The sequence below is a fragment of the Nocardia blacklockiae genome, assembly GCF_015477355.1.
In the GTDB taxonomy this organism is placed as follows: Bacteria; Actinomycetota; Actinomycetes; order Mycobacteriales; family Mycobacteriaceae; genus Nocardia; species Nocardia blacklockiae.
Genome location: NZ_JADLRJ010000002.1, coordinates 472,637 through 497,988 on the forward strand (window position 1 = coordinate 472,637; position 25,352 = coordinate 497,988).

The 25,352-nt window shown below is 67.0% G+C and carries 28 protein-coding genes; 6 read left to right on the plus strand and 22 right to left on the minus strand.

Annotation, left to right across the window (positions count from 1 at the left end):
• Positions 1–93 precede the first annotated feature (93 nt).
• Positions 94–1,659: an amino acid permease gene (locus tag IU476_RS08030; protein ID WP_195098278.1), complete on the minus strand. Its 1,566-nt coding sequence runs from the start codon at positions 1,657–1,659 to the stop codon at positions 94–96.
• Positions 1,660–1,976: 317 nt separating this feature from the next.
• Here IU476_RS08030 and IU476_RS08035 point away from each other — a divergent pair, with 317 nt between their 5' ends.
• Entirely contained in the window at positions 1,977–2,888 is a 912-nt protein-coding gene (locus tag IU476_RS08035; protein ID WP_228823326.1) for a MerR family transcriptional regulator, read from the plus strand.
• Positions 2,889–2,976: 88 nt separating this feature from the next.
• On the opposite strand, the gene IU476_RS08040 is transcribed toward IU476_RS08035, so the two are convergent.
• The 3 genes from IU476_RS08040 to IU476_RS08050 all read right to left on the minus strand — a co-directional run bounded on the left by IU476_RS08040 (position 2,977) and on the right by IU476_RS08050 (position 6,936).
• Positions 2,977–3,771, minus strand: coding sequence for an ESX secretion-associated protein EspG (locus tag IU476_RS08040; protein ID WP_195098279.1), 795 nt, complete (start codon positions 3,769–3,771; stop codon positions 2,977–2,979).
• Positions 3,768–6,386, minus strand: coding sequence for a WXG100 family type VII secretion target (locus IU476_RS08045; RefSeq protein ID WP_195098280.1), 2,619 nt, complete (start codon positions 6,384–6,386; stop codon positions 3,768–3,770). Before IU476_RS08045 ends, IU476_RS08040 begins: the two co-directional genes overlap by 4 nt.
• A 79-nt stretch (positions 6,387–6,465) precedes the next feature.
• Entirely contained in the window at positions 6,466–6,936 is a 471-nt protein-coding gene (locus tag IU476_RS08050) for a YbaB/EbfC family nucleoid-associated protein (RefSeq protein WP_195098282.1), read from the minus strand.
• A 76-nt stretch (positions 6,937–7,012) separates the two neighbouring features.
• Here IU476_RS08050 and dtd point away from each other — a divergent pair, with 76 nt between their 5' ends.
• Positions 7,013–7,456: a D-aminoacyl-tRNA deacylase gene (dtd, locus tag IU476_RS08055; RefSeq protein ID WP_195098285.1), complete on the plus strand. Its 444-nt coding sequence runs from the start codon at positions 7,013–7,015 to the stop codon at positions 7,454–7,456.
• A 7-nt stretch (positions 7,457–7,463) separates the two neighbouring features.
• Here dtd and IU476_RS08060 read toward each other — a convergent pair whose 3' ends face one another.
• Positions 7,464–7,808, minus strand: a complete 345-nt coding sequence (locus IU476_RS08060) for a WXG100 family type VII secretion target (RefSeq protein WP_195098287.1) — start codon at positions 7,806–7,808, stop codon at positions 7,464–7,466.
• Between the two features lie 28 nt (positions 7,809–7,836).
• Positions 7,837–10,074 (minus strand): WXG100-like domain-containing protein, encoded by a 2,238-nt coding sequence (locus tag IU476_RS08065; protein WP_195098288.1) that lies wholly within the window; start codon positions 10,072–10,074, stop codon positions 7,837–7,839.
• Positions 10,075–10,386: 312 nt separating this feature from the next.
• On the opposite strand from IU476_RS08065, the gene IU476_RS08070 reads away from it, so the two are divergent.
• The gene (locus tag IU476_RS08070; RefSeq protein ID WP_195098289.1) at positions 10,387–10,605 is read left to right on the plus strand and encodes a hypothetical protein; all 219 of its coding nucleotides are present in this window, start codon (positions 10,387–10,389) and stop codon (positions 10,603–10,605) included.
• Positions 10,606–10,615: 10 nt separating this feature from the next.
• Here IU476_RS08070 and IU476_RS08075 read toward each other — a convergent pair whose 3' ends face one another.
• From IU476_RS08075 to rpsH, 10 genes are all read right to left on the minus strand, one after another.
• Positions 10,616–11,416, minus strand: a complete 801-nt coding sequence (locus IU476_RS08075) for a DUF6585 family protein (protein ID WP_324193956.1) — start codon at positions 11,414–11,416, stop codon at positions 10,616–10,618.
• Positions 11,417–11,725: 309 nt separating this feature from the next.
• Positions 11,726–12,526 carry a type I methionyl aminopeptidase gene (gene map, locus IU476_RS08080; RefSeq protein ID WP_195098291.1) on the minus strand — a complete coding sequence of 267 codons (801 nt, stop codon included), beginning with the start codon at positions 12,524–12,526 and terminating at the stop codon, positions 11,726–11,728.
• A 5-nt stretch (positions 12,527–12,531) separates the two neighbouring features.
• Positions 12,532–13,077 (minus strand): adenylate kinase, encoded by a 546-nt coding sequence (locus tag IU476_RS08085; RefSeq protein ID WP_195098292.1) that lies wholly within the window; start codon positions 13,075–13,077, stop codon positions 12,532–12,534.
• On the minus strand, positions 13,074–14,393 hold the full coding sequence (secY, locus tag IU476_RS08090) for a preprotein translocase subunit SecY (protein WP_195098293.1): 1,320 nt from the start codon (positions 14,391–14,393) through the stop codon (positions 13,074–13,076). Before secY ends, IU476_RS08085 begins: the two co-directional genes overlap by 4 nt.
• 108 nt (positions 14,394–14,501) lie before the next feature.
• A complete protein-coding gene (gene rplO / locus IU476_RS08095; RefSeq protein ID WP_195098294.1) occupies positions 14,502–14,945 on the minus strand; it encodes a 50S ribosomal protein L15 in 444 nt (147 codons plus the stop codon).
• The gene (gene rpmD, locus IU476_RS08100; protein ID WP_195098295.1) at positions 14,942–15,127 is read right to left on the minus strand and encodes a 50S ribosomal protein L30; all 186 of its coding nucleotides are present in this window, start codon (positions 15,125–15,127) and stop codon (positions 14,942–14,944) included. The genes rplO and rpmD overlap by 4 nt, the downstream gene beginning before the upstream one ends.
• A gap of 1 nt (position 15,128) precedes the next feature.
• Positions 15,129–15,764 carry a 30S ribosomal protein S5 gene (rpsE, locus tag IU476_RS08105; protein WP_195098297.1) on the minus strand — a complete coding sequence of 212 codons (636 nt, stop codon included), beginning with the start codon at positions 15,762–15,764 and terminating at the stop codon, positions 15,129–15,131.
• Between the two features lie 34 nt (positions 15,765–15,798).
• Positions 15,799–16,206, minus strand: a complete 408-nt coding sequence (gene rplR, locus IU476_RS08110; RefSeq protein ID WP_195098299.1) for a 50S ribosomal protein L18 — start codon at positions 16,204–16,206, stop codon at positions 15,799–15,801.
• 3 nt (positions 16,207–16,209) lie between these two features.
• Positions 16,210–16,749, minus strand: coding sequence for a 50S ribosomal protein L6 (gene rplF / locus IU476_RS08115; protein WP_195098300.1), 540 nt, complete (start codon positions 16,747–16,749; stop codon positions 16,210–16,212).
• A gap of 14 nt (positions 16,750–16,763) precedes the next feature.
• Positions 16,764–17,162, minus strand: coding sequence for a 30S ribosomal protein S8 (gene rpsH / locus IU476_RS08120; protein ID WP_187686712.1), 399 nt, complete (start codon positions 17,160–17,162; stop codon positions 16,764–16,766).
• Between the two features lie 226 nt (positions 17,163–17,388).
• Between rpsH and IU476_RS08125 the strand changes: the two genes are divergently transcribed.
• Both IU476_RS08125 and IU476_RS08130 read left to right on the plus strand, forming a co-directional pair.
• Positions 17,389–19,305, plus strand: a complete 1,917-nt coding sequence (locus IU476_RS08125; protein WP_195098301.1) for a DUF2075 domain-containing protein — start codon at positions 17,389–17,391, stop codon at positions 19,303–19,305.
• 116 nt (positions 19,306–19,421) lie between these two features.
• Positions 19,422–19,847 (plus strand): hypothetical protein, encoded by a 426-nt coding sequence (locus tag IU476_RS08130; protein WP_195098302.1) that lies wholly within the window; start codon positions 19,422–19,424, stop codon positions 19,845–19,847.
• A gap of 47 nt (positions 19,848–19,894) precedes the next feature.
• Here IU476_RS08130 and IU476_RS08135 read toward each other — a convergent pair whose 3' ends face one another.
• The 6 genes from IU476_RS08135 to rplN all read right to left on the minus strand — a co-directional run bounded on the left by IU476_RS08135 (position 19,895) and on the right by rplN (position 22,964).
• Positions 19,895–20,191: a hypothetical protein gene (locus IU476_RS08135; protein WP_195098303.1), complete on the minus strand. Its 297-nt coding sequence runs from the start codon at positions 20,189–20,191 to the stop codon at positions 19,895–19,897.
• An 8-nt stretch (positions 20,192–20,199) separates the two neighbouring features.
• Complete coding sequence (locus tag IU476_RS08140) at positions 20,200–21,354, minus strand: hypothetical protein (protein WP_195098304.1); 1,155 nt, start codon at positions 21,352–21,354, stop codon at positions 20,200–20,202.
• A 172-nt stretch (positions 21,355–21,526) separates the two neighbouring features.
• Entirely contained in the window at positions 21,527–21,712 is a 186-nt protein-coding gene (locus tag IU476_RS08145; RefSeq protein ID WP_029923637.1) for a type Z 30S ribosomal protein S14, read from the minus strand.
• Between the two features lie 4 nt (positions 21,713–21,716).
• Positions 21,717–22,280, minus strand: a complete 564-nt coding sequence (gene rplE, locus IU476_RS08150; RefSeq protein WP_195098305.1) for a 50S ribosomal protein L5 — start codon at positions 22,278–22,280, stop codon at positions 21,717–21,719.
• Positions 22,280–22,594 (minus strand): 50S ribosomal protein L24, encoded by a 315-nt coding sequence (gene rplX / locus IU476_RS08155; protein ID WP_187686704.1) that lies wholly within the window; start codon positions 22,592–22,594, stop codon positions 22,280–22,282. The genes rplE and rplX overlap by 1 nt, the downstream gene beginning before the upstream one ends.
• 1 nt (position 22,595) lies before the next feature.
• Complete coding sequence (gene rplN / locus IU476_RS08160; protein ID WP_040745724.1) at positions 22,596–22,964, minus strand: 50S ribosomal protein L14; 369 nt, start codon at positions 22,962–22,964, stop codon at positions 22,596–22,598.
• A 302-nt stretch (positions 22,965–23,266) separates the two neighbouring features.
• Between rplN and IU476_RS08165 the strand changes: the two genes are divergently transcribed.
• On the plus strand, positions 23,267–25,312 hold the full coding sequence (locus IU476_RS08165) for a M13 family metallopeptidase (RefSeq protein ID WP_324193929.1): 2,046 nt from the start codon (positions 23,267–23,269) through the stop codon (positions 25,310–25,312).
• Positions 25,313–25,352 lie beyond the last annotated feature (40 nt).

Here is a 25,352-nt window from a genome sequence, read left to right on the forward strand (position 1 = left end):
CCTGAACCGCTCCGCGGGACGGAGGTCATCCATCCCGCGGAGCGACCGGGGCCGGTCCCTATTGGCGTCACAGAGGGTCGGGACCGACGGGCATTAGGGCGATTGTGCCTCATCCGGGTCGGCAGCGTCGCTGGTCGGGGCCGATGCCTCGCCCACGCGCTGTTCGCGGTGCTCCAGCGGCCGCTCGGCGACCACCGGGAACTGGCCGGTGTAGCCCTGCCGGGCCTGCGCCACCTGGAGCACCCGGCGCCGAGCCAGGAACCAGCCGCCGACCAGCAGCGGCAGCATGATGACCACCATCGCGATGACGGCGCCGCGCTGCGTGTCGTCCTTGCCGAAGGCCATCAGCCCGACCACGATCGCCATGAAGATCAGCGCCGCGTAGTTGGTGTAGGGCGCGCCCATGAGCCGGAACGACGGCCGCTCGAGACGACCCTCCTTCGACCATTTCACCAGCTTCATCTGGCAGATCAGGATCGCCGCCCACGCCGTGATGGTGCCCAGCGCCGACATGTTCAGCACGATCTCGAACGCCTTCTCCGGCACCAGCGCGTTGAGGCCGACGCCGGCCAAGGCGATCGTGCCGGTGGCGAGGATGCCCACGTAGGGCACGCCCTGCTTGGACATCCGCGAGGCCAGGCTGGGCGCACTGCCGTTCATCGACATCGAGCGCAGGATGCGGCCGGTCGAGTACAGGCCGGCGTTCAGGCTGGAGAACGCCGCGGTGAGCACGACCAGGTTCATCACCGTGCCGGCACCGTCCACGCCGAGGCGGGAGAAGAAGCTCACGAACGGGCTCTCGCCGGACTTGAAGGCGCTGTAGGGCAGCAGCAGTGCGAGCAGCACCAGCGAACCGACGTAGAACAGCGCGATGCGGGCGATGACCGAGTTGATCGCGCGCGGCATGATCTTCTCGGGGTTCTCGGCCTCACCGGCGGCGGTGCCGATCAATTCCACTGCGGCATAGGCGAACACGACGCCCGTGGTCGCGAGGACCAGCGGCAGCAGACCGTTCGGGAACAGGCCGCCGTGATCGCTGATCACGCTGATGCCCGTCTGGGCGCCGTCGATCGTGAAACGCCCGGCGAGGAAGACGGTGCCGACGATCAGGAAGGTCACCAGCGCGACCACCTTGATCAGCGCGGCCCAGAACTCCATCTCGCCGAACCACTTCACCGACACCATGTTGATGCTGACCACGATGGCCAGCGCGATCAGCGCGATCGACCACTGCGGGATCGCCTTGAACGCGCCCCAGTAGTGCACGTAGGTGGCGATCGCGGTGATGTCGACGATGCCGGTCATACACCAGTGGAAGAAGTACATCCAGCCGACGCCGAAAGCCAGCTTCTCGCCGTAGAACTCGCGGGCGTAGGAGACGAACGAGCCCGAGGAGGGGCGGTGCAGCACCAGCTCGCCGAGGGCGCGGAGGATGAAGAACACGAAGATGCCGCAGACCGCGTAGGCGATGAAGAGCCCCGCGCCGGCGTCCTTCAACCGACCGCCCGCGCCGAGGAACAGCCCGGTGCCGATCGCGCCGCCGATGGCGATCATCTGCAATTGCCGGGGGCGCAGGGCTTTGTGATAGCCCGCATCCTCGGCGTCCAGCGCGCCGGCGGCAGCCGCCTGTGCGTCCGGGTGGGGTTGAACGGTGGTCATAACGGGACCTTCCATGTGATGCCAATCATACCATCAGGTAATGGAACATACCTCTGTTCGATGGCACATACAACGTTGGGAGCGGACTTGTAACTGGGTGGAAACCTCTGAGCGGTCATCTTCCGATTGCCTATCGATTGCCGAATGCGGCGACACGCTGGTGACATGCCCGTGAATCGTCCTCGCTCTCCCGATTCAGTTATCGGGTAGCAATGTTCCCGATACCGCCGACAATCGGCTCGCCGAGGCCCCCTGAAAGCCCCTATGTGCCACTCGGAGAGGGCGAGGACCGGGTTTCGGTGTGGTTTCCTTGAGAGATGGGTGCGGAGTTCACGATCGACGAGCTGGCGCGCGAGTCGGGCATGACCGTGCGGAGCCTGCGGGCCTACCAGGAGCGCGGCCTGCTGCCGCCACCGCGCCTGAAGGGCCGAACCGGCTTCTACGGTCCACAGCACCTCAACCGGGTGCGCATCATCAGCCGGCTGATGGACCGCGGCATCAAGCTGAGCGGCATCCGGGAGCTGCTCGACGCCTGGGACCGCGGCGACGACCTGGGCGCCGTGCTCGGCGTGTCCCTCGACGCGGGCGGCGGGCCGGGCACCGAGGCCGCCGCCCCGCCGCAACCGCCCGGCGAGAAGACCATCGCCGCAACCGAACTCGTGGAGCGCTACCGCGACGTGCCGAACGGGCTGGCGCGCGTCGTCGCGGCGGGGCTGTACGAGCCGTTCGACGCCACCACCTACCGGGAGCGCGACCCGCAGCTGGTCCGGTTCGCCGATCAGCTGGCCGCCTCGGGCGTGCAGCATCCTACATCCTCGACGAGCTCGAGCGGCTGCGCGCCGACTGCGACCACATCGCGCGGCGCTTCGTGGACCTGTTCGAGCACACCGCCGCCGAGGCCTTCCGCCGCTCCGACCGCACCGCACACGACATCGCCGAGTTCACCGAGCAGCTCGCCACAGCCCGCGGGCTTCCCGGCCGGGTATCCGCCGAGCTGGTCGACCAGTTCGTCGGCCGGTACCTCGAGCACATCACCCGGGAACTCGACGATCCGCGCTCCGACCGGCCCGAGCCCGCGGGCGGGCGCTGAGTTTCGCGCAACCTGTGGGGGACTCAGCCCGCGGGTGGGCGCTGAGTTCCGCGCAGCCGACGGGCTTGGCTCAGCCTCCGGATGGGCATCGAATTCCGCTCAGCCGAAGGGCGGGCGTTTATTCGGCTGTGGGCTCTGACCTGCGGGCGCGTTCAGCTGCCTCGGGCGCTGAGGCGGGCGGCACTGTTTCGCTCAGCCGACGGGCTTGGCTCAGCCTCCGGGTGGGCTCAGCCGACGGTGTCGTGGTGCTGTTCCATGCGGGCCAGGATGCGTTCGATTTCGCGGTCGACCCAGGCTGCCAGGCGGGTGGTGCCCATGCCCGTGGCTACCGGTGTGGGGTCGTCGAGGGGCATGACGTAGCGGCCGTCGGCGGGGAGGTCGCGCCACAGCACGCCGGATTCGACGCGGCCGCGCGGGCCGAATTTGGATCGGCCCTGCAGCACCTTGACGATGCCCGTCGCGGTGGCGGGCGCCGCGAAAAAGGCTGCGCTGCGGGCATTGTCGTCCTCGTCGGGCTCGTCGTCGTCGGAGATCATTGATCCGGTCGGCTCGTATCCGGCGTCGGGGGTCGCGGCGTGCACCACCAGGTCCGGCTGCGTGCCCGATTCGGCGGGTGGCAACCGGCCGGTCACCACCTCGCCGAGGGCCCGCGGATCGCACTCCTCGATGGTGAAACCGCCGCTGTGCCACAGTGTTTCGCCCGGCTTCTGGGTGAGCAGGTAGCCGCGTGCGCCGTGTCGCACCGCGTGCACACGGATGCGGTGTTGCGGGTTCTCGAACTCCTGGTCGTTCCAGGCGTGCGCGACGACGAAGACCTCGGGCGCGGCGATCGCGGCGGCCATCGCGTCGAATTCGCCGTCGAACCGCGTGCGAAGTCGCTGCCGCGTGTCGGCCTTCTCGCGCTCGTAGTCGTCCAAACGCGGTGTGCGGCTGGTGAACACGAACGGGGCGGGCAGGTTGCCGTGGCGGTACTCGTCGCACAGCAGTTTGAATTCCAGGTCGGTGAACGTCCAGCGGGTCACGGCTCGATCACCGGCTTCACCTTGTGCGGCATGTCCTCGAGCGCCTCGTCGAGTGCCAGGCGGCCGGTCAGGTACTTGGCGGGCTTGTGGTCCTTGCCGCCTTGCGCGGTGCCGCCCGCGCCGCCGGCCGGTCCGCCCATCGGGCCGCCCATACCGGGCTGGGACGCTCCGCCGGACGCACCGGCGTGATCGGGCGGATCGGGAAGCGCTGCGCGCGGGAACAACTGTGCCGACTTCGTCTCTTGCAGTGGGTGTTCCGGTGTCGGGATGCTCGCTCCGCCGCCCGCTCCCCCGCCGTGGCCGCCGCCACCGCCCGCGTGGCTCGCTGGATCCAGGTTCGCCAGATCCTCGAGACTCGGCAGGTGTGCGGGGTCGGGTAGCTGACTCGCCAGCGCGTGCAGTGGATCGAGGGCGTTCAGTGTGCCGCCCAGCTGGGTGAACGCCTGAATGCCCTGGCTCAGCGAATCGGCCAGCTGACCGAGCACGCTCGAAACGCCGGATCCCGCCTGCACGGATGAAGTGGGACTCGTGGTGTCGGCCGGGTCCGTGGTCGAGCTGTACGTGCTCGAATCTGGTTGTGCGACAGACTTTTCGATGCCTGACGTGCGCTCGGCGGAGAACGGCGTGTCCGGCGACGACGCGGTCGATCCGGTCAGCTGGGAGCGGAGCCGGGAGGCCACGTCGTCCGCCGACGTCGGCGTGGAGGGCATCGCCGCCGAGGGCGACACCTGTTTCGGTGTATATCCCGCCGAACTGGGTGTCGACGAGGACGTCGGGACCGAGGACGATTTCGGCGAGGATTGAATGCCGCCGGGCTGGCCCGAACTTCCTTGCGAGGAAGGGACATTCGGTTGCGAGACGCTCGACTGCGGAATGGCGGCCGAGGGAATGGACGGCGTTGCGCTCTTCCCGACGGACGATCCACCGGATTGCCCTGTCGGCGAAGGGATCTGGCTCGACGACCGGCCACCGGTCGCCCCGGCGCTCTGCTGGCCTTGCTGGTAGCCCTTCTGGTAACCGGCCTGATAGCCCTGCTGATAGGTCCCGGATTGGCCGTCCGATTGGCCACCGGACGCGCCGCCGGACTGGCCACCGGTGGCGCTGCCGGATTGACCGCCGGTATTTCCGTTCTGGCCGTACGGATTGTTGGCGTCCTGACCGTTGCCGTTCTGGCCGTAGGGTTCTCCGCCGTTTTGGGCGTACGGATCTCCGCCGTTCTGCCCGCCACCGGCTTGGCCGTAGGAGTTGCCGCCGTTCTGCCCGTAGCCGCCGTTGGTGTTCTGCCCGTACGGATCGGCGGAGTTCTGGCCGTAGCCGCCGTTCTGGTTCTGTCCGTAGGGATCTCCGTTGTTCTGGCCGTTACCGCCATTGGAGTTCTGCCCGTACGGGTCTCCGTTGTTCTGGCCGTAGCCGGAGTTCTGCGCGTACGGGTCGCCGTTCTGCTGCCCGTTGAGGTTCTGGCTGTAGGGGCCGCCATTGGCGCCCTGCTGGTAGCCCTGTTGATAACCCTGGTTGTACCCCTGCTGGTAGGGCGTCCCGCCTTGGTTGTTTCCCCCTTGGTTGTTGCCGCCCTGATTTCCGCCCTGGTTGTTGCCGCCCTGGTTCCCGCCTTGATTGTTGCCGTTCTGGTTGTTCCCGCCCTGGTTCTGCGGCTGCTCGAACGGGCCGTTCAGCGCCGGCATGATGGAGACGGAGTTCTTGATGCCCTCGATGTAGTGGCTCTCGAATTCGCCACGGTAGTAGTCCAATTCGGAGCCGGGGCAGCAGGAGTCGGCGTTGGGGTCGGTGGGCATGCTCAGCTGCGTGGCGTAGAGCCATTGCGCGGTGTAGTCGAGGTTCTGGCTCATCGCCACCATGGCGTCGGCCAGCGGCTGCACGCCCTTCTGATAATTCCGGGAGGCCGCCACCGCCGCGCTCGCGCCGTTGCCCTTCCACGAGTTGCCCAGGGAAGTAATGGTGTTCACGAAGTCGGTGAGCTTGGTGTACAGCTCACCGGCCATCCATTTCCAGACTCCCGACGCGTCCTCGACCGGCTGCGCCTTGATGGACTGGCCGAGCTGGTAGAGGTCGTCGTAGCTCAGGCTGTCCTTGTTCTCGTAAGTGATCGTGACGCCGGAGTCCTTGTCGCCCTTGTAATCCTTCAGCGAGGACGGGAAGTCCGGGTTCTTGAAGTCGAAGCCCTTCAGGTCGGGCGTCCGCAGATCCGAGTGCGACGGGCCGCCGTTCAGCTTCGCCGGGTCCTTCGGCATCTTCAGGTCGTCGAGCTCGGCGAACTCGGCGCCGGAGCCGGTGTCGGTGGACGCGTACTTCTTGCCCGCCGCCACGAAGGTGTCGCCCATGTCGGCGACGATCTTCGCATGGTTCTCCAGAATGCTGTGCAGCCGAGCGCCTTTGGTGTTGAACGCGCCCGACAGCTCGCGGCCGGAGAACAGGCTGCCGAACGGGTCCAGGTGGTCGAGCTTGTTGTCGCGCACCATCTTCGCCAGCGCCAGCAGCTCACCCACCAGGTCGGCGGCGGCCTGCGCGCCGGTGACGGCGTCCTTCGGATCGAACTGCAGGTAGCCGTTGGTCGCCGCCGTCTTCAACGTGGCCCATTCGGAATCGCTCGATGCCATCACCGCGCTCCTTTCTCGAAATATGCACCGCGGCTGGGGTGCTCGCTGTTCGACGCTCCGCTGTGATCGCGCATCGGGTTCACCAGTCCTGGTCGGCGATCATCGAGCGGCCGTCGGCAGTCGCGCTCTCGGTCGTCTCCGGCCGGGTGGGCGACGGTGCCTTCGGGGCCGGTGGCGCGGGCGGCAGCACCGCGCCCAGATCCGGTGCGCCCTCGATGATGTCGGAGAGCTTGGGCAGCCGCGCGCGCCGCAAGCGCAGCGGTTCCATGAGTTCGCGGCAGCGCTCCTGCACCTGGGCGGCCGCCGCCTGCACGGCCGAGGTCATGGCCGCGGCGATCTCGTCGTAGGTCAGGTCCGACACGTCCTCGGCGAACTCGGTGTCGATCAGCAGGCCGTCGGCGTTCACCGTCACCCGGATCCGCTTGTCGCACGCGGTCACCGACGCCGTCAGTCGCGCGCGCTCCCGCTGGAATTCGGCGATTCCGCGCAGTTGCTGATCCAGGCCCTCCAGCAGCGTTGCCGCGTCTTCCTGCAAACGTTCATTCGGCATCCGAACCTCCTGTGCGATGGGCCCCGCCGACGGCCGGTCGCGCACGGGCCGGGCCGGGTCTGCGATGATCACGACCATGCGAGTACTTGTGCAGCGAGTGAGCTCGGCGCAGGTCATCGTCGGCGACGAGGTCGTCGGGCACATCGACCCGGCCGCCGCCGGCGCGCCCCACGGCCTGCTGGCATTGGTCGGCGCCACCCACGACGACACCGAGGCGACCGCGAAAGCCCTGGCGGACAAGCTGTTCCGGCTGCGGATTCTGGAGGGCGAGCGCTCCGCGGCCGATCTGAACGCACCCGTGCTGGTGGTCAGTCAGTTCACGCTGTACGCCGACACCGCGAAGGGGCGGCGACCCTCCTGGTCGGCCGCCGCGCCGGGAGCGGTCGCCGAGCCGCTGGTCGAGGCGTTCACCGATGCGTTGCGCGCGCTGGGCGCGACCGTCGCCACCGGGCGGTTCGGCGCGCACATGCGCGTCGAGCTGGTCAACGACGGGCCGGTGACGATCCTGCTGGAGTCCTGACCCGGGCTCAGGACGCATTCGAGCCGCCGAAATCGTTGGCCGACTGCCCGTCCACGCCCTGCATGACGGCGGCCGCGTTGCGCTGGCCCTCAGCGAAGTCGTGCAAGGTCTGCACCATCGCATCGGCTCCGTCCAGAAGGTTCGTGCGCGCGCCCTTGTAGCCCTTATCGCCCTCGGAGAACTTCTTGCCCATGGAGTCGTCGCCCCACGGGCGGTTGCCGGCATCGAACTCCAGGCCCGACAGGGTGCCGCGCAGCCGGTCGGCCACGCCTTTTACCCGGTCCGACAGGTCCTGGGTGACCTGCGCGGCCGCCCGCAGCTTCGCGGGGTCGACCTCGATCCGCTCCGCCATGGCTACCTCACCTCGTTCGGCATGGTGATCAACTCCCCAACGTGAAAGGCGTATCGGTATTTCCGGACTCGCCACCCGGTTCGCCCTCGCCCGCCGGATAAGCACCGGGCGGCAACCATTCCCCCCACTCCGGCGCCTCGGGCGCCCCGAACTCCCCCGGCAACGGCTCCCAATACGGCCAACTCTTCGGCCGAGTCTTCGCCTTCATATCCTTCCCCGGCCCAAGGAACGGCTCCCCCACCAACCGCTGCTCCCCACCCCCGGCCGCATTCCACGCACCCCCGTTCGCCGCGCCAGGCGGCGGATGCGAACCACCGGGATGCGAAGAACCACCAGGCGGGTTCGCACCGCCGCCTTGCGCATGCGAAGAACCTCCCGGCGCGTGACCTCCGCTCCCCGGTGGATGCGAGGAACTTCCTGGCTGACTCTCGCTCCCGGGGGACAGCGTGGAAGCACCAGGCGGGTTCGCACTGCCACCTGGTGCGTGCGACCCACCGGGCGGATGTGAAGAGCTGCCCGCGGTTTGTGCGGAAGTGCCCGCCCCGGCAGGAATGCTTTGGCCTCCAGCGCCATTGGCGGGTGGCGGTGCGTGGACGGGTGAGTTCACCGGGGGTGCGGGTGGGGCGGAATAGTAGCTGCTGCCGGGGCCGCTCGACACGGAGATGTTGTCCGCCGACGATCCTGGTGAGGTGCCGTGCGGGGTCGGGGGCACGGCGGCACCGCCGTGGCCGTTCGACGACGCGGGTGGTTGCCAACCGCCGTCGACCGATGACTCCCAGGAGGTGGGTGGTCGGCCGCCGGGGTGGGATGCGGTGGTGGTCACCGGCTGGCCGTCCGGACCGGCCAGGGGTGCCGTCACGAAAGACTCCGAACCGTCCTGGCTGTGTACCGATCCGCTGCCCGGTGGGCCACCGTTCCCGCCCTCGCCGCCGAACGTGCCGACGGGCTGGTGTGCCGGAGTGCCACCCGGCTGGGTGGACGGCCCCACCCCGCTGTTCCCGGGCGGCGGCGCACTCCCGTCGGTGTGCACCGCGGGCCGCTGCGAGGTGACCCCGCCAGTCCCCTCGCTCCCGAAGGTCCCCGAATGCGACTGCGCCCCACCGGTTTGCCCTTGCGGAGCCGTCACGAACGACTGATCACTGCCACTGTGCGTCGAAGACTGATCCCCAGCCACCCCCGCGGGTCCGTCGTGGTGGGCGGGTGGGTTGGGTGGGCCTACTCGGGGTTGGCCGGGTTTGTGCATCCAGGCGCCGTAGCGGATGTCCGCGGAGGAGATGGGGGTGTTCTTGGCGAAGCCGCCGCGGGCGCCGCCGACCAGGCCGCCGCGGGCCGCGCCGCCCACCCAGCCGGGGCCGGAGGTGAAGCTCGCCCAGTCGCCGGTCGCGGCGCCCACGGCCACGTTTCCCATGGCCGAGCTCACGATGCCCGAGGACGCGCCGATGAAGGCGCCGCGCCCGACCCGCCCGGGCAGGTTGTTCAACTGGTTCGCGGCGAGCTTGTCGATCCCCCGGCCCAGATACCGCGCGAACTCCCGCGACGGCAGCGTTCCGGCGACCGAGGCGAGGACCGACAGCCCGAACTGGGTCCCGTTGAAGTGCCGCCGCTTCCCGTCGGCCATCTGCCCCAGCTGCACCGATCCGTCGATGGCCATCGAAATCGCCGCCGCCTCGGCGAATTTCACGCCGTACACACCCCAGCCCTTGGCGGTCGGCACGGCGAAGCCCTTGGTGGCGACGGTCTTCCAGAAGTACCGCTTGGTCGCGGGCGCGCCGAGCTTGGTGGCCAGCTTCGTGATGGCGTTCTGCACGATGTCCTCGAACACCCGCAGAAACGACCGGGTGGTCGAGATGGCCGCCGCCTCCACCGCCGGCGCGGTGGGCGGAAACAGCCACGCCCACAGGATCTCCAGCGCCAGCGCCGCCAGCGACACGATCACCGTGATCTTGATGCCCTGTAACTGCGTCCCCATGTCGAACGCCGAATCGGAGATCGTCTGCAGCATCTCGGCGAGTGATTCCAGCGATTGGTCACCGGTGCGGAGGGCGTCGAAGCGCTGCCCCATGGCCACCGCGGCCTCGCCGTCCGAATAGGCTTGCTCGGTAACGCGTTTGGCCTCGTCCACCATGGTCAGCAGGGCCTTCAGATCGGTCGACGCCGTCTTCCACGCCTCTGATACCGCCCACGCGGCGTCCTCGTCACCGTCGGGCCAGGTCGTTCCGGCGACCCAGGCCAGCCAGCGCAGCCCCTCGGGCAAGTCCAGTGTCATCAGCGTTCGTCCGCGGCGTCCGGCGGTGTCCTCTCGACCCGCATTGCGACCTCCTCGATGCGGCGGCACTTCCCACCACATCGCACGCCGTTGAATCGCCGGTGGCGCACAAGCAAATTCGACGAGACATCGCACCGTTGATCGAGCGACGCCCGCACGACCGTGCTGTGGCGCGAGTGAAACAGGTCACCGGTTGATTGTGAAAAGCACAGCCCGGCAGCGATCGGACCCGGGCCACCGCCCGCACGCATAACGTCGGATCCGATTCGTGTCGAAGAAGCAGCAGGCCGGACCGGCCGGGAGAACATCAGTATGCGCAAACACCGCCCACTCACCGCGGCATCGGGGCCGCGGGAGGTACTCGACTATTTCGGCAAGTGCCCCGAATGCGGTTATCCCGCAACGGCTTCGGCGACGCTACGGGAGAACCACACCGTCTTCGCCTCGTGTGACCGGCCGTGCGGCTGGAGCGGGGTCGTCCCGCTGACCACCATGACGCAGCACCGGATGCGCGCGGAGGCGCACGACTGAGCCGTCCGCGTCACGTGCTCGGCGTACCGGCGTCGAGTGCCTCCGCGGTCAGCGCGCGGAACACCGCGTAGTTCGGAATCATGCTGACGGGCAACGAATCGAGCGGTTGCGCGCGTCCCGCGACCCGCACGCTCAGCCAGCCGCCCGCAACGGTCAGTACCCGGACTCGATCCCACGGCACGGCCACCGCGCCGGATCCGATCTCGTTCGCCGTCAACCAGAAATGGTCGAAATCCAGGCGTTCGCCCGCCGCCAGCGCTGCCCGCGCCCGGGGCAACTGCTCCTCGACGATGCCGCGCTCCAATCGCGGGCCCCACTCCTGCGGCCGTTCGAAGCCGTGCCGCAGCACCATCGGCGACCCCGCCGCGTCCGACACCCGGCACCGGAAGCAAAACTCTTCCGGCGCACAGTCTTCCGTGGGCCGGACGACGCGTCGACACAGCACGACGGTGTCGTAACGGAAGATCCGCACGCGGTCGCGACAGGAGACCACGAACCCGCGCTCGTACAGGTCCAGCCGCGCGCCCCGGTCCCAGGCGGCGACCACGCCCAACCGTCCGAACCCGAACAGCATCCGCGCACCGCACAGCAGCGCCCCCGCGACACCGACGGTACCCAGCACCGGAAGCCCGGCCGCGAACCCACCGACCGCCAGCGCGAGACAGACCGCGACGCCGACCGCCCCGGCCACCAGCCACCGCGCATCCGGACCCGCCACCGGATAAGCCGCACAATGGGTCCCCAACTGCTCACGATCCGCCGCGGCGCCGATAACGGCAGCCGGCGGCCTCGGGTCGTGCGTGATCGCCATGGACGAAAAGTGCCCATACCGAGCACGATTCAACCGTCTAGAACCGGACCATCCCGGCACGGCGAATGCGGCAGACCATCGAGCCACTCGCTTCAGCGTGCGGATTTGAGCTACACCGGGCGATGTCGGTAGCGCAGCGAACAAGTCTGCCGAAACAACGACACCACCGGGGCGCGGCACAACTAGCAGCGCGAGGTCGTTCGTGGCGAATTGGGCGGCGGGCAATCGATGCCCTTGTTGCCGCGGCCGGCCGGCACAGGCGCCCCTACTCCGGGCGGGACCACGAGGCTCGCTACTCCGGCGGGAGGACTACTCCGGGCGGAGGGTGAGAATCCGGGGCCCGTCCTCGGTGACGGCCACGGTGTGCTCCCAGTGCGCGGCCCGGGTGCCGTCCTCTGTGACGACCGTCCAGTCGTCGTCGAGAACCCGGGTCTGCGTGGTGCCGAGGGTGAGCATCGGCTCGATCGCGAGCACCGAGCCCACCACGAGCTTCGGGCCCTTGCCCGGCGCGCCCTCGTTGGCCAGGAACGGGTCCATGTGCATCTGGCGGCCGATGCCGTGCCCGCCGTACCCGTCGACGATGCCGTAGGCGCGGCCGTGCTCGCGTTCGGCGGCGCGGGTGCCCAGTTCGATGGCGTGCGAGACGTCGGTGAGCCGGTTGCCCGGCACCATCGCCTCGATCCCCGCCTCCATCGACAGCTTGGTGGCCTCGCTCAGCAGCCGGTCGGCCTCGATGATCTCGCCGACGCCGAACGTCCACGCCGAGTCGCCGTGCCAGCCGTCGAGAATCGCGCCGCAGTCGATCGAGACCAGATCACCCTCGGCGAGTACGTCGTCCTTCGTCGGAATCCCGTGCACCACACGGTCGTTCACCGATGAGCAGATCGAGGCCGGGAACCCGTGGTAGCCCTTGAACGACGGCACCGCGCCGGCGTCGCGGATGACCTGCTCGGCGACCTCGTCCAGCTCCAGCGTCGAGACGCCGGGCTTGGCCGTCGCGCGCACGGCGACCAGCGCCTTGCCCACGATGGCGCCGGCCGCCGCCATCGCGTCCAGCTCACCGGCGGTGCGGAAGGGCACCACCTTCTTCTGCTTGCGCCCGAAGACCATTCGCGTCAGCGACCCAGGGCCCGGAGCGCGCGGGCGTTGACCTCTTCGATCTCGCCGACGCCGTCGACCGACACGACCTGTCCGTCGTAGTGCTCGAGCAGCGGCTCGGTCTCCTCGCGGTACACCCGTAGCCTGTTGCGGATGACGGCCTCGTTGTCGTCGTTGCGGCCGCGGCTGAGCATGCGCTGCACCACGACGTCCTCGGCCACCACGAAACAGAGCACGGCGTCCAGCTCGCGGCCGGACTCCTTGAGCATCTTCTCCAGGGCCTCGGCCTGGTCGACGGTGCGCGGGTAGCCGTCGAGCACGAAGCCGTTCGCGGCGTCCGGCTCGGCGATGCGGGCCTCGACCATGCGGTTGGTCACGTCGCTGGGCACCAGGTTCCCGGCGTCCAGGTACTTCTGCGCCTCGCGGCCCAGCGGAGTCTGCTGCGAGATGTTCGCACGGAACAGATTCCCCGTGGAGATGTGCGGAACACCCAGCTTGTCCGACAGCAATTCGGCTTGCGTGCCTTTGCCGGCACCCGGCGGTCCGAGCAGTACGAGTCTCACTTGAGGAACCCTTCGTAATTTCTGTTCATCAGTTGGCTCTCGATCTGTTTGACCGTATCGAGGCCGACGCTCACGACGATCAGGACGGCGGTGCCGCCGAACGGCAGGTTTTGCAGTCCGTTGGAGTTGCCGAGGTGCAGGAACAGGTTCGGCAACACCGCCACGGCACCGAGGTAGATCGAGCCGGGGAGGGTGATCCGACTCAATACGAAGTTCAGATAGTCGGCGGTCGGCTTACCCGGGCGATACCCGGGAATGAAGCCGCCGAACTTCTTCATCTCGTCCGCGCGCTCCTCCGGGTTGAAGGTGATCGCGACGTAGAAATAGGTGAAGAACACGATCAGCGCGAAGTAGATGCCGATGTACGCAGGGTTCGTCGGATCCACCAGGTACTGCTGGATGATCTTCTGCCACCAGCTGGGATCGGTGGAATTCGACTGGGTCAGCTGAGAGACCAGGTTCGGCAGGTAGAGCAGCGAGGACGCGAAGATCACCGGGATCACGCCCGCCTGGTTGACCTTCAACGGCAGATACGTCGAGGACCCGCCGTACATCTTGCGGCCCACCACGCGCTTGGCGTACTGCACCGGAATGCGGCGCTGACCCTGCTCGACGAAGATCACCGCCACGATCACCAGGAACGCGCCGACACACACCAGGCCGAAGATCAGCCCGCCCTTGCTGTCCAGGATCGCCTTGCCCTCACCCGGAATGCGGGCCGCGATACCGGCGAAGATCAGCAGCGACATGCCGTTGCCGACGCCCCGCTCGGTGATCTGCTCGCCGAACCACATCACCAGCGCCGCACCGGCGGTCATCACCAGCACGATGATGATCATCCCGAAGATGCTGTTGTCGGCGATGATGTCCTGCTGGCAGCCGCGCAACAACTGCCCGCGGGCCGCGAGCGCGACCAGGCCGGTGGCCTGCAGAATCGCCAGCGCGATCGACAGATACCGGGTGTACTGCGTCATCTTCGTCTGGCCGGACTGTCCTTCCTTGCGCAACTCCTCGAAGCGCGGAATGACGACGGTCAGCAATTGGATGATGATGCTCGCGGTGATGTACGGCATGATGCCGATCGCGAACACCGAAAGCTGCAGCAGCGCACCGCCGGAGAACAGGTTGATCAGCTGATAGATCCCGGCGTTGTCACCGCCGGACACCTGATCGATACATTGGCGGATCGCCTTGTAGTCCACACCGGGCGACGGCAGCGACGCACCGATGCGGTACAACGCGATCAGGCCCAGCGTGAAGAGAATCTTCCGCCGTAGGTCCGGGGTCCGGAAAGCCGACACGAAGGCGGAAAGCACAGATCCTCCTGGCTAACGACATGGGCGAGGCAGACAACAACTTGACTCTAACAGCGACGCCGGACGGGCTCTCACCCGTCCGGCGCCCCCTACTACAGAGAGTAACTGTCAAGCCAGCTCAGTGGCGGTGCCACCGGCGGCGGTGATCTTCTCCTTGGCGGAGCCGGAGAACTTGTCGGCGGAAACCTGAACGGCCACACCGATTTCGCCCTCGCCGAGCACCTTCACCAGCTCGTTCTTGCGAACGAGGCCGGCGGCCACCAGCTGGTCCTTGTCGATCGCACCGCCGTCCGGGAACTTCCGGGCGAGGTCACCGACGTTCACGACCTGGTATTCGGTCCGGAACGGGTTGGTGAAGCCCTTCAGCTTCGGCAGCCGCATGTGGATCGGCATCTGGCCGCCCTCGAAGCGGGCCGGCACGTTCTTGCGCGCCTTCGTACCCTTGGTACCGCGGCCCGCGGTCTTGCCCTTCGACGCCTCACCGCGACCCACGCGGGTCTTCTCGGTCTTGGCGCCGGGGGCCGGGCGCAGGTGATGCAACTTGATGGTCATGCGTTGACCTCCTCAACGGTAACGAGGTGGCGCACGACGTTGATCAGCCCGCGGTTCTGGGCGGTGTCCTCGCGCAGCACGGACTTGCGGATGCCCTTGAGCCCGAGGGTGCGCAGCGACTCGCGCTGATTCTTCTTGGCGCCGATCGTGGACTTGATCTGGGTCACCTTCAGCTGTGCCATGTCAGGCTCCTACTCCCGCGCGCGCACGCAGCATGCCCGCAGGAGCGACGTCCTCGAGCGGCAGGCCACGGCGGGCCGCCACCTCTTCGGGACGCTGCAGCTGCTTCAGGGCGGCCACGGTCGCGTGCACGACGTTGATGGCGTTGTCGCTGCCCAGCGACTTGGCCAGGATGTCGTGGATACCGGCGCACTCCAGCACGGCGCGCGCCGCGCCACCGGCGATCACACCGGTACCCGGCGAGGCCGGACGCAGCATGACGACACCGGCGGCGGCCTCGCCCTGCACCGGGTGGGTGATGGTGGAGCCGATCATCGGGACGCGGAAGAAGTTCTTGCGCGCCTCCTCGACACCCTTCTGGATGGCCGCCGGCACTTCCTTGGCCTTGCCGTAGCCGACGCCGACCATGCCGTTGCCGTCGCCCACGATCACCAGGGCGGTGAAGCTGAAGCGCCGACCACCCTTGACGACCTTGGAGACGCGGTTGATCGCGACGACCCGCTCGAGCTGGTTCTTCTCGGCGGCATTGTCGCGACGGTCGCCGCGACGGTCCCGACCGCCACCACGTTCCTGGCGGCCGCCCTCGTTGTTCTGTCCGGCGGGTCCGTTGCCGCCGTCACGCCGCTGACGTCCCGGCATCAGACGTTCCTTCCGTTGCGCTTGCTGTTGGTCATCAGAATTTCAACCCGCCTTCCCGAGCGGCGTCCGCCAGGGCGGCGATCCGGCCGTGGTAGTCGTGGCCACCGCGGTCGAAGACCGCGCTCTCCACACCGGCGGCCTTGGCGCGGGCGGCGAGCAGCTCGCCGACCTTCTTGCCCTTGGCGGTCTTGTCGCCCTCGAGCGACCGCACGTCGGCCTCGACCGAGGAGGCGGCGGCGAGGGTCTTGCCGACCGAGTCGTCCACCAGCTGGGCGTGCAGGTGCCGCGCGGAGCGGAACACGACCAGGCGCGGCGTCTCGGCGGTGCCGACGACCTTCTTGCGCAGGCGGAAGTGCCGGCGCGCCTTGGAAACTCGGCGACGGGTCGACACATCCTTGCCGAGCGGCTTGCGCGCGGCTTTCTGAGTATCAGTCTGGGCCATGGCTTACTTACCCGTCTTCCCTTCCTTGCGCCGCACGACCTCGCCCTCGTAGCGAATGCCCTTGCCCTTGTACGGGTCGGGCTTGCGCAGGCGGTGGATGACGGCGGCGATCTGGCCGACCTTCTGCTTGTCGATGCCGGACACCGAGAACTTGGTGGGAGCCTCCACCTTCAAGGTGATGCCCTCGGGCGCCTCGATCGGCACCGGGTGGCTGTAGCCGAGGGCGAACTCCAGGTTCGAGCCCTTCTGCTGCACGCGGTAACCGACGCCGAAGATTTCCATCTTCTTCTCGTAGCCCTGCGTGACACCCACGATCATATTGTTGATCAGGGTGCGGGTCAGACCGTGCAGGGAACGGCTGCGGCGCTCGTCGTCCGGACGGATGATCTCGAGCTCGCCGTTCTCGGCGCGGCTCACGGTGATCGGCTCGGCGACCACGTGCGACAGGGTGCCCTTGGGGCCCTTGACCGACACGTTCTGGCCGTCGATGGTCACCTCGACGCCGGCGGGAACGGGAACCGGCTTCTTACCGATACGCGACATTGTTCCTACCTCCCTTACCAGACGTAGGCGAGGACTTCGCCGCCCACGCCGTGCTGCTTGGCCTGACGGTCCGTGAGCAGGCCCTGGGACGTGGAGATGATCGCCACGCCGAGGCCGCCCAGCACCTTGGGCAGGTTGGTGGATTTCGCGTACACCCGCAGACCCGGCTTCGAGACGCGACGCACACCCTGCAGGCTGCGCTCCCGGCTCTGGCCGTACTTCAGGTCGACGATCAGGGTCTTGCCGACCGGGGCATCCTCGGTGCGGAAGTCGGCGATGTAGCCCTCGCGCTTCAGGATCTCGGCGATGTTCGCCTTGAGCTTGGAGTGCGGAGCCTTCACCTGATCGTGGTACGCCGAGTTGGCGTTGCGCAGACGGGTCAGGAAGTCTGCGATCGGATCAGTCATGGTCATAGGTTGACCGTCACCTTTCTCGCCGCGGTTCCCATACAGCACCCGCACGCCTCTCGGCGCCCGGATCGTGGGCCTACAGCAATTCGGCTTGGTCCGGCCGGCACTGCTTGCCGACCGGAAAAGTGGCACGTCGCCCGGGCATCACACCGCACCACAGGCACAGTTCAGCCCCAGGCAACCGGTTCAGTGTAGATGGGGGCGGGGGTGGGGTTGAAATCGGGGTGGCATGGGCTCGCTCACACCCGGCTGCTCTGACCTGCCGCTACCACGCCACGACCGGTTCCGCTCGACCGCCGAAGAAGTGCTGGCGTTGTCTGCGGAGGAACAGCTGTCAGCGATGGTGACCGAGCATCTGGGCCGGAAACGCCGGCAACAACGCACCGCGGAACAGCGGTCGTGGGACGTAAGCCTGCCGTGGCTCGCCACGGATTTGAGCGAGATCGGCCTCGGCAAAGTCCAAATGCTCATCGAGTACCGACTACCCGAGTCCAGTCGCCGGGCCGATGTGATTCTGGCAGGTGTTCATCCGGAGACCGGCGAGGACAATTACGTCGTCATCGAGTTGAAGCAGTGGAGCCGAGCGGAGCTCACCTGGAACAGCGATCGGATCGTCCGCGCCTCCGGTGTCCGTGACGAGCAGCTGCATCCGATCGATCAGGTCCGCGGTTACTGCAGATACCTGACCCAGTTCGTCGAAGCGCTGCACACCCGCCCCGAGTCGGTCCATGGCGTGGCATATCTCCACAACGCCACCGAGACTTCGGTGAGCACGCTGCGCGCGCGGCAACCGGATGCGATGGGCAGGTTGTTCACGGGCGAGCAACACCACGAACTTCGGGCATATCTGAAGGCCCAGTTCGCGCCTCAGACCGGTGTCGAAGCAGCGGACAGGTTGCTCACCAGCGCAATCCGCCCCAAACCGAACCTTTTCGCCTTCACGGGTGCCGAACTGCGGGCTGCCACGGAGTACACGCTCCTGGACCATCAGAAACTCGCGTACGAAGCGGTGATGACCCAGGTCCGCCTGGCCAGGCAGTCCGACCGGAAGAGCGTCGTCATCGTCACCGGCGGACCCGGCAGCGGCAAGAGTCTGATCGCGGTCTCGCTACTCGCGGAACTCCATCGCGACGGGTATCGGGTACGCCATGCCACGGGCTCGTCGGCGTTCACGGAGTCCCTTCGCAAGTTCCCGGCGAAGGGCTCCACCGAGCTTCAAGGCCTTTTCAAGTACTTCCGGAATTTCGCCGATCTTCCGGCAAACGAACTCGACGTTCTCATCTGCGACGAAGCACACCGTATTCGGGAGGTGTCGACGAATCGGTTCACCCCGCGCGCCGCCCGCACGAACCGCCCCCAACTCGACGAGCTGATGGCGGTCGCCCGCGTTCCTGTCTTCCTGCTGGACGAGCATCAGGTCGTTCGACCCGACGAGGTCGGGACTGTCAAGGAGATCAAATCTCACGCAGCGCGCTCCGGCTATCTCGTGCACGAAATCGAGTTGGACGGACAGTTCCGCTGCGGCGGCAGTGCCGCGTACGAGGAATGGGTCCGTCGACTTCTCGGTCTGCGCGTCGGCGGTCCCACCCCGTGGTCCGGCGATCCGGCCTTCGATGTGCGCACAGCCGACTCTCCCGAAGAGATGGAGGAGTTCCTGCGGCAGAAGAACGCTGACGGATTCACCGCTCGGATGTCGGCCGGCTACTGCTGGCCGTGGAGTTCGCCTACCGAGGACGGCGCGCTGGTGGCCGACGTATCCATCGGCGACTGGGAAAGGCCTTGGAATCTGCGTGGCGATCGCGCTGTCGGCGACGCGCCGCCGAGTCCACTTTGGGCGACAGACCCCCGCGGCTTCGGCCAGATCGGATGCATCTACACCGCTCAGGGTTTCGAATACGATTGGGGTGGCGTGATTCTCGGCCCCGACCTGGTCGCACGGGACGGGCAATTGATTTCGGTTCCGGAAAAGACGTTCGACCCCGCTCTCAAGGGAACCAAGAAGAAGCCTGTCGCCCCCGACACCTTCGACGTACTGGTCAGAAATATCTACAAGGTGCTGCTGACCCGCGGAATGCGAGGTGTCGTCATATATTCCGTGGACCCCGCTACACGTCGCTTCCTGTCCGAGTTGGTCGGCCAGAGCTGAGTGGCTCCGCGTGGACGACCATGACCACCGCCGACTTTGAGGCGCGACTCGTTCGCAACCCGGTCTATGGTGTGACGCGAGCGCGGAGGCCGTGTGGCCCGCGGAGAGGAGATCCTGTGCGCACCGTAATACCGGCGTTCTGTCTGTTCGCGGCGGCGATAACGCTGGCCGGCTGCTCCGGCGGCGACTCGACCGACAGTAAGCCCGCGGCTGTCAGCAGTGCGGTGCAGGCTTCGGGTGCGCCGACTTCGGCAGCCGGCACTCCGGCGAATCTGACGGTGCACACCTGGACAGGCAACGAGCACTTCCCGGTGCCCGGCGTGGGTGTGCGATTCACCTCCTGCACAGACGATTCGGAGGTGGGGACCGCGACCACCGGCCGCGACGGCAACGCCGGTCACAACGTGACCACAGCCGGCTGCTACCGCGCGACCGTCACCTCCGCACCCTCCGGCTGCCAAGCCGACGAGACCGCCACCGGGACCGCGGACGTGAAACTCGAAGAGCCCGTGACGCTCGAGTTCCTGATCCACTGCGCCTGAACCCCCCGCGTGGACCATCGATTCCGATGCCGCGACTCGCCGCGGCATCAGTCTCCGCTGAACCACAGATAGCCGTGGACATCGATCGCTCGTTGAGCAGCATCCCGTAGCGCTGCGATCATTTCCGCGTCATGGTCGCTCTTCGGCACCATGCCCGCCAATTCGTCCGAGAAGAACGTGAGTTGATACGAATTGAACATCGTATCGGCATATTGGTGAACGCCCCGCAACATAGACCCCAGCGGGGCTTCCAGCACATTGTCCGTCAGCCACTGCGCGAGAGGCCCCGAGATGGACTCGATCTCTTTATGATTCAAGCCCTGAATTATGACCGTAATGCTCAACAGCCCTCCTAGACCGGATACATGTTGATGACGGTACCCCAGCGGTCGGTGATCACCTTGTACCGCGTTGTCGGCTGCCCACCACTGTCTGGCGACCTTTTTCCGATGACTCGACCGGCATCGACTTCGCGCTCGTAATTTCCGTAGTCGTTGGGCCCACGCGCTTCCACCCCTCGAGCACCATCGACCAAGTTGTCGAGATTCTCGCCTTTACGAAATGTGCTCTTGCCGGGAGTGACGTTCTCGCCGCCTTCGACGTGCTTTTCCTTGACATATCCTTCGGATTCGTCTGTTAAATCTCCCAGCGGAATACTCGGCGCATGATCCAGGTCTTCGTATCTGGTTGCAACGGTCAGCGAACTGTCGGCATCGACGACCGCCTTCATCGCGATGATGGTGGCCAGGCCGGCGATGGCTTTGTCGAGGTCGATGGATGGAAGAGCGTGGAAAGCGTCGATGACGCCTATTCCGCCGGCAGCGAGTGCTCCGAGGCCGATGACCCTGGTCATCTGGCTGGCTCGGTAGGTTGCCTGGATCGCATTGACCGTGGTGAGTACGTCTGCCTCGATCGCGGCTGTTGCTGCGGCGGCGGAAGTGCCGAGGCTGAACAATGCCAGGGCGCCGCCGACAATCGCGGTGGCCGCGATGGTCAGCTCCAGGGTGTTGATCGTCTTGGTGGTCTCGCGACCGAGGGCGACGCTTTCGTCGTGATAACTCTTGATGGGCGCGGCCATCGCGCCACCTGCCGCTGCGACGGTGTCAGCGCTGGTTTTCAAGGTCGCGAAGTGGTCTTGGATCAGTTGCCGATTCGCGGCCGCGTCCATGCCGTCGAACAGTGCGGAGATCGCCGCGATCCGGCCGGAAGCACCGGTGATAGTGCTGTGGTTGACGAATGTATTCCAGGCCGCATGCGCCTTGTCGAGCTTACGAGTATCGCCATTGGGCAATTTGCCGAAGGAGGAGATGACGTCGGACAACAGCTTGTCGAAGAATGCCTTGACGCCTCCGTGGTCGGTGAAGCCGACCCCATTGTTGGCCACCGAAGTGGGGATGGCGACCTTGTACTCACCGAATTGAGTCACATTCGGCGGGGGTGGCGCGGGATTGCTTTTGTTCGCAATGGCGTAGTTGTAGTCGTAGTACGTCTGCCAGTCGACGATCATGCCCGCCCCCAGTGCGGCATCCAGCGGTCGGTACCGACCGAAGGCCCCCCATTCATGCACCGAACTCTAACGGCCCTCCGGAACGCCTGTCCACGTCGACGGTGGACTCGGTACTAGATACGCGAATGCGGTGGGCCGTCGGGGACGGACCACCGCATTTGCGGTCAGCGTATTACCAGCTGGACTTGTGGACGCCCGGGAGTTCGCCGCGGTGCGCCATTTCGCGCAGGCACACGCGGCAGAGGCCGAACTTGCGGTAGACCGCGTGGGGGCGGCCGCAGCGCTGGCAGCGGGTGTAGGCGCGAACGGCGAACTTCGGCTTCGCGTTGGCCTTGTTGATCAGAGCTTTCTTAGCCATATGCTCAGTTCTCCTTGAACGGGAAGCCGAGGTGACGGAGCAGCGCGCGGCCTTCCTCGTCGTTGGTAGCCGTCGTGACGACCGTGATGTCCATACCGCGCGGGCGGTCGATCTTGTCCACGTCGATCTCGTGGAACATCGACTGCTCGCTCAGGCCGAACGTGTAGTTGCCGTTGCCGTCGAACTGCTTCGGCGACAGGCCGCGGAAGTCGCGGATACGGGGCAGCGCGATGGAGACCAGGCGGTCCAGGAACTCCCACATGCGGTCGCCGCGCAGCGTGACGCGCGCGCCGATCGGCATGCCCTCACGCAGCTTGAACTGCGCGATCGACTTGCGGGCCTTGCGGATCTCCGGCTTCTGGCCGGTGATCAGGGCGAGGTCGGCGACCGCGCCGTTGATCAGCTTGGCGTCGCGGGCGGCGTCACCGACACCCATGTTCACGACGACCTTCACCACGCCCGGGATCTGCATCACGTTGGCGTAGTTGAACTCGCTGTTCAGCGCGTCCTTGATCTCCGCGCGGTAGCGGAGCTTCAGCCGCGGCTGGATCTTTTCCGTGGTGGTCATCAGATGTCCTTCCCGTTGCGACGGGAGATACGCACCCGCTTGCCGTTCTCGTCGGTGCGGTAACCCACGCGGGTCGGCTTGCCGTCGGAGTCGACAACCATCACGTTCGAGACGTGGATGGGCGCCTCCTGGGTCACGATGCCGCCCGAGCTGGCGCCGCGCTGGTTCGCGGAGTTCGCGACGTGCTTCTTGATCCGGTTCACGCCCTCGACCAGGACCTTGTCCGTCTTCGGGTAGGCCTGGATGACCTTGCCCTTGGCGCCCTTGTCCTTACCCGAGACGACGAGCACGGTGTCGCCCTTGTGCACCTTCATGTCAGAGCACCTCCGGGGCCAGCGAAACGATCTTCATGAAACGCTTGTCACGCAGCTCGCGGCCGACGGGGCCGAAGATGCGGGTGCCGCGCGGATCGTTGTCCGCCTTGATCAGCACCGCGGCGTTCTCGTCGAAGCGGATGTACGAACCATCCGGACGGCGGCGCTCCTTGGTGGTGCGCACGACGACAGCCTTGACGACATCGCCCTTCTTGACGTTGCCGCCGGGGATGGCGTCCTTCACGGTGGCGACGATGACGTCGCCGATACCGGCATAGCGACGCGACGACCCGCCGAGCACGCGGATGCACAGGATTTCCTTGGCACCCGTGTTGTCGGCGACGCGCAGTCGCGACTCCTGCTGAATCACTTCAGCTCCTCCTAGACCTGGACGATATGCACGCCGGATTACCGACCCGACGGGCATGGCCTGTTGCCCTCCGCACGCGCGCCTGCCAGCGGTTTCACGGATCCAGAGGGTCCACCACTGTGGGTTCGCGGCCGGAGTGCGGGCACAGTGGTCCCGCAGGCAACCCGACCAGTGTAACGAAGGCGCAGGTCGGGCCAAAATCGGGGGACGCGGCCCGTCGATTCAGTCTTTCCTCAGCCCGCTCCACTAACGTCGCCGAGGCTACGTCCGAGCAAGCGCACGACATCCGTGGAGGAGACCGAGTGACCGCGCCCGAGCGTCCGACCGCCCTCGCCCGCCGCACCTTCCTGGCCGCCCTCGGGCTGGCGCCCGCCGCGGCGGTGCTGGCCTCCTGCGATTCCGATTCCGCGGCCGCCAAGCCGCTGACCGGCCCGGACCTGTCGGGGGTCGATCCGGCGGTCCGCCCGCAGGACGACCTGTTCCGGCACATCAACGGGAAGTGGCTGGCGGAGTACCGGCTGCCGCCGGACAAGGTGTCCTTCGGCACCTTCGACGAGGTGCACGACCGGGTGGAGGGCGAGCTGCGGCAGATCATCGAGGGCATTCGCGACCCCGAGCCGGGCAGCGCCGACCAGCAGATCCGCGACCTGTACGACGCCCGCATGAACGAGGACGAGGTCGAACGGCTCGGCATGTCCCCGCTGCGGGACCTGTTCGCGCAGGTCGACGGCGCGGCCGACAAGACCGCGCTGGCGAAGGTCATGGGCGCGCTGCCGGGCGTCGGCCTGATCGGGCTGAGCGTGGGCGCGGACCCGAAGAACTCCAACGCCTATCTGCCCATGATCGGCCAGGCCGGACTCGGGCTCGGTGAGCAGTACTACCGCAAGCCCGAGTACGCGCAGAAGTTCGCCGCCTACCGCGCCTACATGGAGCGCATCGCCACCGGCGCGGGCTTCCCCGACCCGGCGGCGCTGGCGCGACGCGTCGTCGACCTGGAGACGCGGATCGCCGCCGGCTTCTGGGACAACGTCCGCACCCGCGACGCCGCGGCCACCTACAATCTGCGCACCTGGCCCGAATTGGTTTCTCTCGCACCGGGTTTCGCGTGGGACGCGTGGCTGGCCGGCAACACCGACCGCCCGAAGGAGTTGTTCGCGAGCCTGGTCGTCGGCGAGCCGTCGTTCGTCACCGAGGCCGGAAAGCTGTGGGACGAGGTCGATATCGCCACCTGGCGCGACTATTTGAAGCTGGCGCTGGTGCGCGAGTACGCGCCGTATCTGAACAAGGACATCGCCGACGCCAACTTCGACTTCTTCGGCCGGACCATGCAGGGCATGCAGCAGCGGCCGGAGCGGTGGCGGTCGGCGGTGGAGCTGGTCAACCAGAATCTCGGCGAGCAGCTCGGAAAACTGTACGTGGCCAAGTACTTTCCGCCCGAGGCCAAGGATCGCGCCAATCAGATGGTGTCGGATCTGATGGCGGCCTATCGGGAGAACTTCCGCGATTCGAGTTGGATGTCGCCGGACACCCGGGCGGCGGCCCTCGCGAAACTCGAGAAGGTCAACCCCAAGATCGGCTACCCCGACAAGTGGCAGGACTATTCGAAGCTGACCATCACCCGCGGCAAGCTGGTCGAGTCGCTGCGCGCGGTGACCGCGTTCGAGGCCGCGCGCATGTTCGGCAAGCTCGGCACCCCGGTCGACAAGTCCGAGTGGGCGATGCCGCCGCAGACCGTGAACGCCTACTACAACCCCAGCGGCAACGAGATCGTCTTCCCGGCGGCGTTCCTGCAGCCGCCGTTCTTCGACAAGGACGCGCTGCCGGCGGTGAACTTCGGCGCGGGCGGCGCGGTGATCGGCCACGAGATCGGGCACGGCTTCGACGACCAGGGCTCGAAATACGACGGCGACGGCAATCTGCGGGACTGGTGGACACCGGCGGACAAGGCCGCCTTCGACGCCAAGACGAAACAGCTGATCGCCCAGTACAACGCCCTGGTGCCCGCGGGACTGCCGGCGGATCGGCACGTCGACGGGGAACTCACAGTCGGCGAGAATCTGGCCGACCTGCGCGGTTTGGCCATCGCCCTGGCCGCGTTCCGGATCGCCCAGCAGCGTGACGGGATCGACGCTCCCGACTATCACCAGATGTTCGAATCGTGGGGCCGGACGTGGCGCGGCATCCAGACTCCGCAGGCCACCGAGAGTCAGCTCGCGAGCGATCCGCACTCCCCGTCGGAGTTCCGCTGCAACCAGGTGGTCCGCAATCTTCCGGAGTTCTACGCGACCTACAACGTGACGAACGCCGACAAGCTGTACCTTCCCGAGGATCAGCGCGTCACGCTCTGACACGTTCGACCCACCCTCGGCGCGTCCGCCCCGGTAGCCT

What these genes read in the sequence shown, in the direction of transcription:
- IU476_RS08030 (WP_195098278.1), bottom strand. Translation starts at nt 1,659, where the DNA reads ATGACCACCGTTCAACCCCACCCGGACGCACAGGCGGCTGCCGCCGGC.
- IU476_RS08035 (WP_228823326.1), top strand. Translation starts at nt 1,977, where the DNA reads ATGGGTGCGGAGTTCACGATCGACGAGCTGGCGCGCGAGTCGGGCATG.
- IU476_RS08045 (WP_195098280.1), bottom strand. Translation starts at nt 6,386, where the DNA reads ATGGCATCGAGCGATTCCGAATGGGCCACGTTGAAGACGGCGGCGACC.
- IU476_RS08050 (WP_195098282.1), bottom strand. Translation starts at nt 6,936, where the DNA reads ATGCCGAATGAACGTTTGCAGGAAGACGCGGCAACGCTGCTGGAGGGC.
- dtd (WP_195098285.1), top strand. Translation starts at nt 7,013, where the DNA reads ATGCGAGTACTTGTGCAGCGAGTGAGCTCGGCGCAGGTCATCGTCGGC.
- IU476_RS08060 (WP_195098287.1), bottom strand. Translation starts at nt 7,808, where the DNA reads ATGGCGGAGCGGATCGAGGTCGACCCCGCGAAGCTGCGGGCGGCCGCG.
- IU476_RS08065 (WP_195098288.1), bottom strand. Translation starts at nt 10,074, where the DNA reads ATGACACTGGACTTGCCCGAGGGGCTGCGCTGGCTGGCCTGGGTCGCC.
- IU476_RS08070 (WP_195098289.1), top strand. Translation starts at nt 10,387, where the DNA reads ATGCGCAAACACCGCCCACTCACCGCGGCATCGGGGCCGCGGGAGGTA.
- IU476_RS08075 (WP_324193956.1), bottom strand. Translation starts at nt 11,416, where the DNA reads ATGGCGATCACGCACGACCCGAGGCCGCCGGCTGCCGTTATCGGCGCC.
- map (WP_195098291.1), bottom strand. Translation starts at nt 12,526, where the DNA reads ATGGTCTTCGGGCGCAAGCAGAAGAAGGTGGTGCCCTTCCGCACCGCC.
- rplO (WP_195098294.1), bottom strand. Translation starts at nt 14,945, where the DNA reads ATGACCATCAAGTTGCATCACCTGCGCCCGGCCCCCGGCGCCAAGACC.
- rpmD (WP_195098295.1), bottom strand. Translation starts at nt 15,127, where the DNA reads ATGGCACAGCTGAAGGTGACCCAGATCAAGTCCACGATCGGCGCCAAG.
- rpsE (WP_195098297.1), bottom strand. Translation starts at nt 15,764, where the DNA reads ATGCCGGGACGTCAGCGGCGTGACGGCGGCAACGGACCCGCCGGACAG.
- rplR (WP_195098299.1), bottom strand. Translation starts at nt 16,206, where the DNA reads ATGGCCCAGACTGATACTCAGAAAGCCGCGCGCAAGCCGCTCGGCAAG.
- rplF (WP_195098300.1), bottom strand. Translation starts at nt 16,749, where the DNA reads ATGTCGCGTATCGGTAAGAAGCCGGTTCCCGTTCCCGCCGGCGTCGAG.
- rpsH (WP_187686712.1), bottom strand. Translation starts at nt 17,162, where the DNA reads ATGACCATGACTGATCCGATCGCAGACTTCCTGACCCGTCTGCGCAAC.
- IU476_RS08125 (WP_195098301.1), top strand. Translation starts at nt 17,389, where the DNA reads ATGGGCTCGCTCACACCCGGCTGCTCTGACCTGCCGCTACCACGCCAC.
- IU476_RS08140 (WP_195098304.1), bottom strand. Translation starts at nt 21,354, where the DNA reads ATGATCGTCGACTGGCAGACGTACTACGACTACAACTACGCCATTGCG.
- IU476_RS08145 (WP_029923637.1), bottom strand. Translation starts at nt 21,712, where the DNA reads ATGGCTAAGAAAGCTCTGATCAACAAGGCCAACGCGAAGCCGAAGTTC.
- rplE (WP_195098305.1), bottom strand. Translation starts at nt 22,280, where the DNA reads ATGACCACCACGGAAAAGATCCAGCCGCGGCTGAAGCTCCGCTACCGC.
- rplX (WP_187686704.1), bottom strand. Translation starts at nt 22,594, where the DNA reads ATGAAGGTGCACAAGGGCGACACCGTGCTCGTCGTCTCGGGTAAGGAC.